We start from the raw sequence: 13,341 nt of genomic DNA, 5'->3' as shown, positions 1-13,341 counted from the left end.
CAAATTACCTAGCAAAGACCATTCTCTTTGAGTATCAAATTGCCTATCGTTTGACCATGACAATTGCAGCATCTAAGCCCTACTTTGCCCCACGGCCACCTGAGTATGCGCAAATTCCAGATCCGATAAGACGAAAAAATTGGTTTGGTGATTCAAATCTTCCAGGTCCAAATCCAATATTTGCAGATTTTATAACAGCAACATTCATGATTAATACGCCAAGGTTCATGCATAAAATGCAGAAAAAATATGGAGATAGTTGCTCTTTCTTTTTATCTAGAAGATTATTCATTGGACTCTTCTCTGCCTCCGCAGTTCATGAGGTCACAGTTGCTCAGCAACATAAATTTGTTAAAGGTGTTGGTTTTGCCAGAATGCGCAAAGTATTAGGTGAAGGTTTATTAACTAATGAGGAGCCAATTCACTTAGCCCATCGCCGAATGATGCAGCCACCATTTCATCACGGCAATTTAGATTCATATGTGACGATTATGCACAACCTGGTAAATGAACACACAAAAGATTGGCAAGATAAAAAAAGTATCGAGCTAGCCCCAGAAATGATGGCGCTAACACTTGAGATAGTTTCAAGATGTTTATTTGGCTTGGATTCACATCAATACACCAAGGCAATTGCCGAATCTATGGAGGTGGCAATTGACCGAATTGAAAGAACCATGCTGCCTGGACTTGAAAGATTTGATAAATCAGGCATTAAGTACTTCAAAGAGTTTGAGGTGGCATCTGATCGGCTAGTTGAAATTGCCGAAGCGATTATCAGCAAGCGCATTGAAAGTAAAGAAGAGAAAAATGATGATCTGCTAGGAATTCTGCTTCAGATGAAGGGTGAGATCTCAGTTGATCACATTCGAGATGAGGTTTTAACTTTAATTTTAAGTGGGCATGAAACAACTGCCAATGTTATGAGTTGGGCATTCTCATACCTTTCAAAAAATCCGCAGGTAAGAAAACAGTTAGAGGATGAAGCAGATGCGGCAAGTTGGATTAAAGAAAATCGCACACCTACCTATCAAGAGTTAGAGGATTCATCCCCTGTTGCATCAGCTATTTTGCAGGAGACAATGCGCCTTGCACCACCTGTTTGGATCGCACCAAGAATTGCCACCGAAGATTGCACAATTGATGGCATTAAGATTCCAAAGGGTGCTCATGTATTAGTTAGCCAATATGTAACACATAGAAATGCAAGATTTTTTCCAGAACCAGAAAAATGGGATCCATCTCGCTGGGCAGACGCCAACTTTGAAAAATCTCTACCCCGTGGTTCCTACTTTCCATTTGGTGGTGGCAGTCGTAAATGTTTAGGTGAGTACTTTGCTATCGCTGAAGCTAGATTAATTCTATTAATGGTTGCCAAGAACTTTAGATTAAGCGGGGATTTTCCGAAAGCTCAACCACGAGCTACCTACCGACCAAAGGGTGCGGTTAAAAATAAGGTTTCGCTGCGTTAGTTAAGTGAAAAAGATGGATATTCATCTGTTATCAGCAGCACGGCGTACCCATACAAGCGATTCCAGTAAGCAATTACCTTAACTGCCTCTTCAGCTTTATCCTCTGGGTAAATACCATTTTTAACTACGCTAATCCAAGCAATAATTGTTAATGCAAGAGCATAGATTGCATAAATAATGCCAAGTATGAAAAGTGGAATTGCTAGAAACCACTTAACTAATGGCATCCAAGGGCTAAGTTTTTTGCCGCCATCTACATCAGGGTAAATTAATCTAACTTTTGGATTTGATTCAATAGATGGGTAATCATCGGTAAGTACTAATGCATAAGCATTAATTCGATTACTTAACTCAAGTAAAGATTTATTAAACGCTAATACATATGAAGGGTAAACATTTCTAACTAGCAAAGAAAGAACTACAGGTAGTACTAGAAAGCCACCGATCACTCCCATAAAATCACCTGAAAACTCGGAGAAACTAGAGATAAATATCGCTGCTGGAAGTACTAAGAAAATTCTAAAAAGGGCGGTATTTTTATCTCGATTATCTAAATCAACATGAATTTCAGTTTGTATTTGATTGCTCATCCCCTGAGCATACTAAAGAACTGGTAAATACCTGTTTAATTCAAAGGCACTAACCTGCTTGCGATACTCATCCCATTCAGCTCGCTTATTTAGCAGAACATACTCAAATACATCATCACCTAAAGTTTTCTTAACTAATTCACTCTTTTCCATCGCAGTAATTGCCTCAGCCAAATCAGTTGGCAGCGGGGCAGGATTAGAGTTCTCTTTTAATTCATACTTTCCTTCAACTCCAGCAAGACCGGCAGAAATAATTACAGCAAATGCTAAATATGGATTACATGCTGAATCTGGAGTTCTAACCTCAATGCGAGTTGAGGCCTCCTTCTTTGGTTTATAAGTTGGAATGCGGACCATAGCGTTTCGATCATTTTGTGCCCATGTTGCATATGCAGGTGCTTCCCCGCCGCCACTTAATCTTTTATATGAGTTAACCCATTGATTAGTAATTGCAGTTATCTCAGCAGCATGTTTAATAATGCCAGCAATAAATGATCTACCTACTTTAGATAATTGCATTGGGGCGCCCTCTTCATAAAATGCATTTTTCTCGCCATCAAATAAAGAGATATGAGTATGCATGGCAGAGCCAGGATGATTAGTAAATGGCTTTGGCATAAAGGATGCGTAGAAACCTTGATCAAGTGCCACTTCTTTAATTACATGTCTAAATGTCATGATGTTATCGGCTGTTGATAACGCATCGGCATAACGCAAATCAATCTCCTGCTGTCCTGGTGCGCCTTCATGGTGTGAGAACTCAACTGAAACACCCATCGCTTCAAGTAATGTAATTGCTTGCCTTCTAAAATCATGACCAACTACAGATGGTGTGTGATCAAAGTAGCCAGCTGAATCAACTGGAACTGGTTCTTTTCCTACCTGTGGTTCATCTTTAAATAGGAAAAATTCAATCTCAGGATGTGTGTAACAGGTGTAGCCAAGCTTTGCTGCTTTTTCTAATGTTTGTTTTAAAACTCTTCTTGGATCAACTGAGGCAGGTTCACCATCTGGCAGTGTGATATCGCAAAACATTCGAGCAGCACCTGGTGCCTCGGTTCGCCATGGCAGAATTGAAAAACTTGCAGGATCAGGTTTTGCCAACATATCTGATTCAGTAACTCTGGCAAAGCCTTCAATGGCAGAGCCATCAAAACCAATTCCTTCCGCAAATGCATTTTCAAGCTCAGCGGGTGCAATCGCAACTGATTTTAGAAAACCTAGAACATCGGTAAACCAAAGTCTGACGAATCGAATATTGCGCTCTTCTAATGTGCGCTGCACAAATGCTTGTTGTTTAGCTAAATCACTTGGGGAGGTCATAGGGATATTAAAGCCGTTAATGATTACGGCTATGTTAACTACCTAATTTTTACCGCCTTTATGCGGGGTTAGATAACAAAAAACTCAGAAGAATCAACCATAGTCCTAGCTGGAACGCTCTTAGTCACTACAACATTGGCATTGATCTTTACCCCATCACCAATTGAAATGTCACCTAACACTTTAGCGCCCGATCCAATTACTACATTATTTCCGACAGTTGGATGGCGCTTGCCCGCTTCATTAGTGCGAGCACCCAGTGTTACATCATGATAAATCATTACATCATCGCCAACTATTGCAGTCGCTCCAATTACCACGCCCATGCCATGGTCAATAAAAAACCTTCGACCAATTTGGGCCCCTGGATGAATCTCAATACCGGTTACAGCTCTTATCCAGTTAGAGTAAATACGTGCTAATAGTTTTAGTTTTACTTTCCAAAGAAAATGCGCGATGCGATAGCCCCAGACTGCATGAATGCCTGGGTAGGTAAGAAATACCTCAAGGTGATTACGGGCAGATGGATCAAGCCTTAGTGCGGTATCGATATCTTCTTTAATTGATTTAAACAATTTAGCCCAGTAAATCTTCAAAAAGTATTGTTGAAATATATCGCTCACCAAATGATGGAATAATTACCACAATAGTTTTACCAGCAAACTCAGCTCGCTGCGCTACTTGATGAGCGGCCCAAAGGGCTGCACCACTTGAGAGACCAGCAAGGATTCCCTCCGAAGTTCCAGCAGCTCTGGCATATTTAACAGAGAGATCAGCTGGCGCATCAAAAATTTCATCATAGATATTTCTATCTAAAACAGGTGGCACAAAGTTTGCGCCAATTCCCTGCAGTGGATGCTTACCTGGCTCACCGCCATTTAAAATTGGTGAAGCAGCTGGCTCTACGCCAAATATCTTTACGTCAGGATTCTTAGATTTTAATAATTGGCCAACACCAGTGATCGTGCCACCGGTACCAATACCTGAAACAACCGCAGCTACGGTGCCATCAGTATCTCGCCAAATTTCTTCACCAGTAGTGCGACGGTGAACTTCTGGGCCTGCTTGATTTTCAAATTGGCGAACTAACACTGCGCCAGATTCTTTATATGACTCTGCCTTAGCCACCGCACCTTTCATACCTTCAGCTGCTGGGGTTAAAATTAATTCAGCGCCAAATGCTCTAAGTAATGCTTTGCGCTCACTAGACATTGACTCTGGCATTGTAAGAATTGTTTTATACCCTCTTGCTGCTCCCACCATTGCGAGTGCAATTCCAGTATTTCCACTAGTTGCCTCAACGATTGTGCCACCTGGCTTTAACTCACCTGATTTTTCCGCAGCATCAACCATCGCAATTGCTAGCCGATCCTTAACTGTTGAAGTTGGGTTATAAAACTCAAGCTTTGCTAGAACGGTAGCGGTGGAGTTAGTCATCATTTTATTTAACTTAACCAACGGGGTATTGCCATAAACCTCAGTTATATTGTTATAGACCTTCATTTTTATCTCCTTAAGTAATTTGGATTATTCATTTTTTTAAAGCACGCAAAAGCAGAGGGCAAAGCCCATAAGAGGGGTGTGAGTTAGCAGCTAGAGGTTGTAGCACGGGCGAAATCAACTACCCGGCGGCGGGTGAAATACCAGAGCTTCATTGTGATGAGCTCTTTAGTTGAAATGGCCATAGGGGTAATATTAGGAAAGAATTTAACTAAAGACTAATTGCAAATGATTTGCGTGTTTATTTTTAAGCGTTAAATATTTAAGATTCACGCCAATGTGAGGTAATAGGCAATCTTCTATCCTTACCAAATGCGCGAGCAGAGATCTTTGTGCCTGGTGGATACTGCCGTCTTTTATACTCAGCCCGATCAACTAAGCCAACAACTTTATCTACTAGGAGTGGATCAAAGCCGGCCGCCAGGGCAGCAGCTCTTCCGCCATCTTCATCTATATATATAGAGAGAATTTGATCCAAGAGTTTGTACTCGGGCAGAGAATCACTGTCTTTTTGATTTGGGGCAAGCTCAGCACTTGGCTCTTTTTTAATTGAATTTTCTGGAATTGGCGGGGTTTGCCCCTGCAGCATTGCTAACTCATTTCGCCAAGTAGCTAATTGCCATACTTGGGTTTTATATAGATCTTTAATTGGGGCAAAGCCGCCTACGGCGTCCCCATACATTGTTGAGTAGCCAACTGCTAACTCTGATTTATTACCAGTTGCTAAAACTAAATGCCCTTCTTGATTAGACAGCGCCATCAAAGTAAGTCCTCGAACTCTGGCCTGCAGGTTCTCCTCAGCTAAGCCATCTACTCGCAGGTTTTCAATTAAGTTTGCCACCATTGGGGTGATCTGGATAATTCGATAATTTAAACCAATATTTGAGGCTAGCTCTTTAGCATCAGAGAGTGAGTGCTCAGATGAGTACTTACTTGGCAATGCAATTCCATGGACCTTATCTGCGCCAATAGCATCGGCTGCTAATGCAGCAACTAATGCTGAATCAATACCACCTGAGATTCCAAGAATTACTGACTTAAAATTATTCTTGCCCACATAATCCCGCAGCCCAATTACCAACCCCTGCCAAATCTGCTCTAAATCCCCAAGCCTTCTGGCAACACCTGGAACTATTTTTTTATACTTTAAAGTTGGCGCAGCAGAGATAATTAAATCTGGATCACTTGAGGCTAGCTTTACATCAAGATCAATAACCATAAGGCCATCTTCAAATTGTGGGGCGCGGGCAATTAATTCACCGCTACTTGAAACCACAATTGTGTCGCCATCAAAGACCAAATCATCTTGGCCACCAGTCATATTTACATAGGCAAGTGGGGCCCCTACCTCAATTGCTCGCTGCTTAACGAGGATGAGCCGGGCATCATTTTTATTTATCTCATATGGGGAGCCATTAGGAACTAGAAGTAATCCGATATCACGCTTTGCAAGCTCTGCAACTGGTCCACCTGATTGCCAAATATCCTCACAAATGGCAATACCAATATCAACACCGCATACTCTAATTACTAGTGAGTGCGCCCCTGGCGTGAAGTTGCGATACTCATCAAAGACGCCGTAGTTAGGCAGGTGGTGTTTGATATAGGTGGCAACTATTTCTCCTCGATAAATTACTGCCACACAATTCTGCGGCTTACCCCCTTGGGTTTGACCAAGATAGCCAACTAATAAAGTTAGATCACCATTTCCCTCATTATTTATTCGAGTTGCTAACTCACTAACAGCGGCAATTGAGGCTTCTCTAAAAGATGCTCGGTTAGCTAAATCTTCAACTGGGTATCCAGTTAAAATCATCTCTGGATAAACCACAATTACAGCTCCTGCATTTGCAGCATCAAAGGCATGTTTAGAAACTAGGTCAGCATTTTTTTTCAGATCTCCCACAGTGGGATTGATCTGCGCTAGCGCTACTCGGATCTGACCAGATTGACTCACTTTTCAAGAGTACCTCAGGTAGCCAATCTGGCGCAGGTTAAGTTAAAGTTAACCTACCTAGCAAAGACAGGGACTGCGTAGGCAGCCTTGATCTTAAGGAGTAAGTATGAGTAATGCCCAGACATCTCGCGTTTTAATCACTGATTTAGCTGCGATGAAAGTAGCTGGTAAAAAGTGGGCGATGTTGACCTGCTATGAACAAATGACTGCGCAGATCTTTGATGAAGCAGGTATTCCAGTTCTACTAGTAGGTGATTCTGCTGGTAATAATTTTTTAGGACATGAAAACACAATTCCAGTAACCATTGATGAGTTAATCCCCTTGGCTAAGGCGGTAGTTAACTCCAGTAAAAACGCAATGGTAGTAGTTGATTTTCCATTTGGTTCCTATGAATCATCCCCCGAGCAGGCATTGGTAACTGGGGTCAGATTTTTTAAAGAGGCAAGGGTTGGCGCGGTGAAGTTAGAGGGCGGCGCCAAGGTTGTGCCGCAGATTAAAAAATTAGTCGCAGCCGGAATTCCAGTTATGGGCCACTTAGGTCTTACCCCACAATCAGTTCATGTCCTGGGCGGTTTTAAGGTGCAGGGGCGCGGTGAAAGTGGTGAACAAATCCTAAAAGATGCCAAAGCCCTTGAAATGGCTGGGGTATTTGCAATTGTGCTTGAGGCAATTCCAGCTGCGTTAGCTGCTGAAATAACTAAATCAATATCGGTTCCAATAATTGGCATTGGCGCCGGCAATGATTGTGATGCCCAGGTATTAGTTTGGACAGATTTGGTTGGAATAACTGAAAAATTACCTAAATTTGCCAAGGCATACCGAAATTTGCGCAAAGAGATCGCTGATGCAGCCGGTGAATTTGCCCGTGATGTTGCAAATGGTGATTTTCCAGCTAAAGATCAAAGTTTTAGCTAAATATTTCCCATTATTGGGGGCAAAAAACGGTTAAGTTGGGATTTTTCCCACTTTTTACCAAATTTTGGTTAGAAGTTGGAAAATTTGGCCAAATATTTAACTCACCAGTAGTTTTTTGCTAAATGCGGGGAGAATAATTGCTAATAATTAGAAAAAAATGCATAAAATTTCTTAAAAAGAAAGTTGCGACACGCTACATATTTATTGCCAAATAAGTGGAAAGTTTTGCCATTTAGTGCCACGCTTGTCCATGAAACAGGTTCGGTGACGGATCGAACCACTTTGATAGGAGAAATACGTGGCTGCAAAGCGTCGTAAGAAAGCAGCAAAAGCTGCTCCAAAGCGTCGTCGTCGTAAGGCTGCTAAGGCTGCCCCAAAGCGTCGTCGTCGTAAGAAAGCAGCTAAGGCTGCTCCAAAGCGTCGTCGTCGTAAGAAAGCAGCAAAGGCTGCCCCAAAGCGTCGTCGTCGTAAGAAAGCTTCAAAGTAAATTATTAACTAAAAAATCCCGCCAGTTAAATGGCGGGATTTTTTATTGCCCAAAATTAATTAATGCCTAGATAGGCTTACCCCATTATGCGAAGTGGTCTAGATCTAACTCATATAAATCCTGCTATCCGCCCCCAGGATGATCTCTTTAGATTTATGAATGGTAAGTGGTTAGCCGAATCTAAAATTCCAGAAGATAGAGCAAGTGATGGCGCTTTTTATCAGCTATATGAACAGGCTGAAAAACAGGTAAAACAGATCATTATTGATCAGGCAAAAAGTGCAGGAGAAATTGGAAGTACCTCTCAAAAAATTGGCGATTTATATAACTCATTTATGGATGAGGAAAAAATAGAGCAGTTAGGAATTTCCCCAATTGCTAAAGATCTAGCAGCTGCGCAAGGCTTTAATAATAAGGATGAGTTTTTACAGCTTTTAGGTGAGCTAGAAAGAGATGGTTTGTCTGGTCTTTTCTATTCCTATGTTTCAACTGACAATAAAGATGCCTCTAAAAATATCGTCTACCTTGGCCAATCAGGATTATCACTTCCGGATGAGGCCTACTACCGTGAGGATGAATATAAAGAGATTAGGCAATCCTTTGTTACCCATATAAAAAATATGTTTGAGTTAGCAGGACTTGAAAATGCGCAAAGCAGTGCCTTAGCAGTTTTGGAATTAGAAACTGCGATCGCCACCTGTCACTGGGATCAGGTTAAGGATCGAGATGCTGATCTGACCTATAACAAAAAGAGTTTCACCCAGCTATCTGAACTAGGCCCGGCATTTAATTGGCCACTTTGGATGAAAAGTTCGGTGACCCCAGAGCATGTGCTCACCCACGTTGTTGTTAGGCAGCCCTCCTACTTTGAAGAGTTATCCAAACTTCTTGGTGACTTTGAGGTTATAAAGTGGCGGTGCTGGCTCACCTGGCACATTCTCTCCGGTGCTAGCCCATATCTAAACTCAGCTTTAGTAAATGAAAACTTTAACTTCTATGGCACAACCCTTTCTGGCATACCAAAACTAAAAGAGCGGTGGAAGCGGGCAACTGGTTTAGTTGAAGGCGCCCTAGGTGAGGCGGTTGGGCAGATCTATGTGCAGCGCCACTTTGGTAAAGCGGCTAAGGAGCGAATGGTTGATCTAGTTAAAAATCTTATTCAGGCATACCGCGTAGATATTGCAGCCCTTGATTGGATGAGTGATGAGACTAAGCAGAAGGCATTCCTTAAGTTAGATAAGTTCACGCCAAAGATTGGTTATCCAGATAAGTGGCGGGATTACTCAAACTTGTCTATTAAGCCAGGGGACCTAATTGGCAACCTGAGTGCTATTGCAAAATATTCTCAAGATTATGAGTACTCAAAAATAGGAAAGCCTGTTGATAAATTTGAGTGGTATATGACCCCGCAAACGGTTAACGCCTATTACAACCCAGGAATGAATGAGATTGTCTTTCCTGCTGCTATTTTGCAGCCGCCATTTTTTGATGTGTTAGCAGATGATGATGCTGCAAACTACGGTGGTATTGGCGCAGTAATTGGCCATGAGATTGGCCATGGTTTTGATGATCAAGGGTCAAAGTATGACGGAGATGGCAACTTAGTTAACTGGTGGAATGATAAAGATAGATCTGAGTTTGAAAAACGAACTAGTAAGTTAATTAATCAGTATGACCAGCTATCACCTGAAAATGCCCCAGATATAAAGGTCAATGGCGCACTAACAATTGGTGAAAATATTGGCGACCTAGGTGGATTAACAATTGCTTATAAAGCATATGAGATTTCACTTAATGCAAAGGAGCCGCCAGTACTTGATGGCTATAGCGGGATGCAAAGATTTTTTATGGGTTGGGCTCAATCTTGGCGGGGCAAATATCGACCAGAGGAGGTTAGAAGAAGGGTTGCAACTGATCCACACTCCCCTGATGAGTTTAGATGTAATCAGATAGTTTCTAACTTAACTGAGTTCTATGATGCTTTTACAGTTAGCCAAAGTGATAAACACTTTATGCCAGTAGATCAGCGAGTGCGGATCTGGTAACTACTCTGGAAAGTGGCAGGCAACAGTTGACCTGCCAACTTGAAGTAGTTCAGGTGCCTTATCGGCGCATACTTCTTGCGCTTTCCAACACCTGGTTCTAAATCTGCAACCTGATGGTGGATTAATTGGATTTGGAACATCCCCGGTTAAAGTGATGCGCTGCCTTGCTCCCACAGCATCTGGATCCACCTCTGGAACTGCAGATAACAGGGCCTTGGTATATGGATGTTTTGGATTTGAGTAGAGAGTATCTCTATCTGCAATTTCAACAATTTTTCCTAAATACATCACCGCTACTCGCTGGGCAAAGTGGCGAACTACTGCTAAATCATGGGCAATAAAAATGAAGGTTAAGCCAAAATCTTTTTGCAAATCCTTCATGAGGTTTATGACCTGAGCTTGGATTGAAACATCTAACGCAGATACGGGCTCATCTGCAACTATCACCTTAGGGCGAAGAGCTAATGCTCTAGCAATACCAATGCGCTGCCGCTGCCCACCTGAAAACTCATGTGGATACCGGTTGTAGTGCTCAGGATTTAAACCAACAATCTCAAGTAACTCCTGCACCCGCTTTTTAACTCCACCTTCTGGGGTAATACCACTGATCTTAAATGGGGTAGCAATAATTGTTCCAACGGTATGGCGTGGATTTAAAGAAGAATATGGATCTTGAAAAATCATCTGTAATTGCCGACGAATTGGTTTTAGCTCTTTGCTAGTTAAGTGAGTTATATCTTGGCCCTCATACTCAATCGTTCCTCTACTTGGCTCTAATAACCTAGTGATTAACTTTCCAGTAGTTGATTTACCACAGCCAGACTCACCTACTAAGCCAAGTGCCTCACCGGCAGTGATTTCAAAATTAAGGCCATCAACTGCCTGAATAAGATCTGCATTACCAAAAAACCCATGCTTACTACCAGAAAAATGTTTGGTTAACCCGGTAACTTTTAAAATTGCACTCATAGTTTAGGCGCCACCTGATTATTAAATATATCTACTCTAGTTTTTACATCCAGATGACATCTAACTAAATGATGATCACCCTCTGAAACTGGAAGCAGCTGCGGCACACTCGCTAAGCAGGCAGGGCCAACTGTGCTTTGATAAGAACATCTTGGATGAAAAGCACAACCTGATGGGACTGAGATCATTGAAGGTGGCATACCGCTAATTGCAGCTAATCGTTTATCTGGGTCACCAGTTAATCTAGGTATTGAGGTTAGTAAACCCCAACCATATGGGTGTTGCGGCTTTGCCAGTACATCTCGCACACTTCCGTATTCAACTGCTTTACCCGCATACATAAGCAAAACATCATCAGTAGTTTCAGCAACAACTCCTAAATCATGAGTAATTAAAATAATTGCAGTACCAAAATCTTTTTGTAACTGGCGAAGAAGTTCAAGAATCTGTGCCTGAACTGTCACATCTAATGCTGTGGTCGGTTCATCAGCAATTAACAAACTTGGATCACAAGATAAAGCCATAGCAATCATCGCCCGCTGGCGCATACCACCTGAAAATTGGTGCGGGTAATCATCTGCTCGTTTTTGCGGCTCAGCAATTCCAACTCGATCAAGCATATCTATTGCATGTTTTTTAGCCTCTGCTTTTGAGACATTGTTGTGAACTTGATATGCCTCAATTATTTGATCACCAATTGTGTAGAAAGGATTTAAGGCAGTTAGTGAATCTTGAAAGATCATCGCCATCTGCTTACCTCGTAATTTACGGATATCAGATTCACTACCGGCATTAATTTCTACTCCGCCAACAAAAATCTGCCCACTTACCTGCGCTCGACTACCTTTATGAAGTCCTAAAATCGCAAGGCTTGTTACAGATTTTCCGGAGCCAGATTCACCAACTAGTCCTAGTGTTTTTCCTTTTTCAACTGAAAACGAAAGGTTATCAACCGCTTTTACTAACCCATCATCGGTAGGAAAGTTAATACAAAGATTTTTTACCTCTAAAAAATTACTCACGTAAGCCTGACCTTTGGATCTAAAGCTGAATAGATTAGATCTACAACAATATTTGCTGTTACAACAAAGAAGGCTGAAAATAAAACTGTGCCAGTTACCACTGGAATATCTAGATTTGCCACCGCATCAGTTGATAACTTACCTAGACCTGGAATATTAAATACATATTCAGTAATTACCGCACCCCCAAGTAGGGCGCCTAGATCTAAGCCAAAGACTGTGACAATTGGTGTAATCGCACCTCGCAGTACATGCCTTGAATTAATCTTTCGTCCAGATAATCCCTTAGCCCTTGCTGTTCTTACATAATCCTCACTCATTACCTCAATCATGCCTGCCCTAGTTAGGCGCGAATAAATTGCAGATAATAGAAATGCCAAGGTAAACCAGGCAAGTGCCATTTGTTTAGCCCAATCACTTACCGAGTCAAATGGTGAGGTATAGCCAGGTATCGGAAGTATCGCTAACTTATCTACAAATATAAATTGTAGGATCAAGCCGACAAAGTAGATCTGCAAACTTGCGGCACCGAGTGCAATTCCTTGAGAAAACTTATCTAACATTGTGCCGCGCCGAAGTGCTGAAACAATTCCGCTAGATAGCCCGACTAATAGCCATAAAATCGAGGCGCCAAATGCAATTGATAATGTCGCCGGCAGGCGATCCATAAGAAGTGAGGTAACTGGTAAATCATTTTGATATGAGTAGCCAAGGCAGGGAGCGTCACAATTTAGCTCTGCCTCAGTTCCAGCTAAATAGGTTCGACCAGCAAATATGCCTTTAACAAAGCGGCCATACTGCACAGATAATGGTTGATCTAACTCAAGTGTGTGACGAATTCGATCCATTAACTCTGGTGTACAAGCTTTACCACAAGCAAGACGCGCTGGATCTGCTGGCAAGATATAAAAAATTCCAAAAACTACCGCTGAAACAATAGCAAGCACAAATACTCCAATAAAGGTGCGCTTTAATATGTATTTCAACATTTATTTATAGTCCTTAAATTATTTAAGTTGGTCGATGATTATTTAACCACCGACCAACTTAAGTGTTATTG

Annotated in this window: 12 protein-coding genes; 4 read left to right on the top strand and 8 right to left on the bottom strand. The window is 41.8% G+C overall.

The features are described from left to right. The first annotated feature begins 56 nt into the window (after positions 1 to 56). Positions 57 to 1,472: a cytochrome P450 gene (locus B1sIIB91_RS01555; protein ID WP_095687884.1), complete on the top strand. Its 1,416-nt coding sequence runs from the start codon at positions 57 to 59 to the stop codon at positions 1,470 to 1,472. Here B1sIIB91_RS01555 and B1sIIB91_RS01550 read toward each other — a convergent pair. The 5 genes from B1sIIB91_RS01550 to B1sIIB91_RS01530 all read right to left on the bottom strand — a co-directional run bounded on the left by B1sIIB91_RS01550 (position 1,469) and on the right by B1sIIB91_RS01530 (position 6,842). Beyond that, positions 1,469 to 2,062, bottom strand: a complete 594-nt coding sequence (locus B1sIIB91_RS01550; protein ID WP_095687883.1) for a hypothetical protein — start codon at positions 2,060 to 2,062, stop codon at positions 1,469 to 1,471. The genes B1sIIB91_RS01555 and B1sIIB91_RS01550 overlap by 4 nt on opposite strands. 12 nt (positions 2,063 to 2,074) lie before the next feature. Beyond that, entirely contained in the window at positions 2,075 to 3,385 is a 1,311-nt protein-coding gene (locus B1sIIB91_RS01545) for a glutamine synthetase family protein (protein ID WP_095687882.1), read from the bottom strand. Between the two features lie 68 nt (positions 3,386 to 3,453). After that, on the bottom strand, positions 3,454 to 3,960 hold the full coding sequence (cysE, locus tag B1sIIB91_RS01540; RefSeq protein ID WP_095687881.1) for a serine O-acetyltransferase: 507 nt from the start codon (positions 3,958 to 3,960) through the stop codon (positions 3,454 to 3,456). Between the two features lies 1 nt (position 3,961). Beyond that, positions 3,962 to 4,888, bottom strand: coding sequence for a cysteine synthase A (gene cysK, locus B1sIIB91_RS01535; RefSeq protein WP_095687880.1), 927 nt, complete (start codon positions 4,886 to 4,888; stop codon positions 3,962 to 3,964). 259 nt (positions 4,889 to 5,147) lie between these two features. After that, positions 5,148 to 6,842: an NAD+ synthase gene (locus tag B1sIIB91_RS01530; RefSeq protein ID WP_095687879.1), complete on the bottom strand. Its 1,695-nt coding sequence runs from the start codon at positions 6,840 to 6,842 to the stop codon at positions 5,148 to 5,150. A 106-nt stretch (positions 6,843 to 6,948) separates the two neighbouring features. Between B1sIIB91_RS01530 and panB the strand changes: the two genes are divergently transcribed. The 3 genes from panB (at position 6,949) to B1sIIB91_RS01515 (ending at position 10,290) form a co-directional block, all read left to right on the top strand. Further along, entirely contained in the window at positions 6,949 to 7,758 is an 810-nt protein-coding gene (panB, locus tag B1sIIB91_RS01525) for a 3-methyl-2-oxobutanoate hydroxymethyltransferase (protein ID WP_095687878.1), read from the top strand. Between the two features lie 298 nt (positions 7,759 to 8,056). Next, complete coding sequence (locus tag B1sIIB91_RS01520; RefSeq protein WP_095687877.1) at positions 8,057 to 8,245, top strand: hypothetical protein; 189 nt, start codon at positions 8,057 to 8,059, stop codon at positions 8,243 to 8,245. 86 nt (positions 8,246 to 8,331) lie between these two features. Then, positions 8,332 to 10,290 (top strand): M13 family metallopeptidase, encoded by a 1,959-nt coding sequence (locus tag B1sIIB91_RS01515; protein WP_095687876.1) that lies wholly within the window; start codon positions 8,332 to 8,334, stop codon positions 10,288 to 10,290. Here B1sIIB91_RS01515 and B1sIIB91_RS01510 read toward each other — a convergent pair whose 3' ends face one another. From B1sIIB91_RS01510 to B1sIIB91_RS01500, 3 genes are read right to left on the bottom strand one after another with little or no spacing between them, the layout of a single operon-like run. Further along, positions 10,291 to 11,259, bottom strand: a complete 969-nt coding sequence (locus tag B1sIIB91_RS01510; RefSeq protein ID WP_095687875.1) for an ABC transporter ATP-binding protein — start codon at positions 11,257 to 11,259, stop codon at positions 10,291 to 10,293. It lies immediately after the preceding gene. Beyond that, the gene (locus B1sIIB91_RS01505) at positions 11,256 to 12,281 is read right to left on the bottom strand and encodes an ABC transporter ATP-binding protein (protein WP_095687874.1); all 1,026 of its coding nucleotides are present in this window, start codon (positions 12,279 to 12,281) and stop codon (positions 11,256 to 11,258) included. Before B1sIIB91_RS01505 ends, B1sIIB91_RS01510 begins: the two co-directional genes overlap by 4 nt. Then, positions 12,278 to 13,270 (bottom strand): ABC transporter permease, encoded by a 993-nt coding sequence (locus tag B1sIIB91_RS01500; RefSeq protein WP_095687873.1) that lies wholly within the window; start codon positions 13,268 to 13,270, stop codon positions 12,278 to 12,280. The genes B1sIIB91_RS01505 and B1sIIB91_RS01500 overlap by 4 nt, the downstream gene beginning before the upstream one ends. Positions 13,271 to 13,341 lie beyond the last annotated feature (71 nt).

Source organism: Candidatus Nanopelagicus abundans (genome assembly GCF_002288305.1).
GTDB classification, from domain to species: Bacteria; Actinomycetota; Actinomycetes; order Nanopelagicales; family Nanopelagicaceae; genus Nanopelagicus; species Nanopelagicus abundans.
The sequence above is the reverse complement of the archived record's forward strand: the minus strand, read 5'-3'. Positions and strand labels throughout refer to the sequence as shown.

Excerpts from the sequence above, each read along its gene's own strand:
- B1sIIB91_RS01555 (WP_095687884.1), top strand. The coding sequence starts at position 57 with ATGACAATTGCAGCATCTAAGCCCTACTTTGCCCCACGGCCACCTGAG.
- B1sIIB91_RS01550 (WP_095687883.1), bottom strand. The coding sequence starts at position 2,062 with ATGAGCAATCAAATACAAACTGAAATTCATGTTGATTTAGATAATCGA.
- B1sIIB91_RS01545 (WP_095687882.1), bottom strand. The coding sequence starts at position 3,385 with ATGACCTCCCCAAGTGATTTAGCTAAACAACAAGCATTTGTGCAGCGC.
- cysK (WP_095687880.1), bottom strand. The coding sequence starts at position 4,888 with ATGAAGGTCTATAACAATATAACTGAGGTTTATGGCAATACCCCGTTG.
- panB (WP_095687878.1), top strand. The coding sequence starts at position 6,949 with ATGAGTAATGCCCAGACATCTCGCGTTTTAATCACTGATTTAGCTGCG.
- B1sIIB91_RS01515 (WP_095687876.1), top strand. The coding sequence starts at position 8,332 with ATGCGAAGTGGTCTAGATCTAACTCATATAAATCCTGCTATCCGCCCC.
- B1sIIB91_RS01510 (WP_095687875.1), bottom strand. The coding sequence starts at position 11,259 with ATGAGTGCAATTTTAAAAGTTACCGGGTTAACCAAACATTTTTCTGGT.
- B1sIIB91_RS01500 (WP_095687873.1), bottom strand. The coding sequence starts at position 13,270 with ATGTTGAAATACATATTAAAGCGCACCTTTATTGGAGTATTTGTGCTT.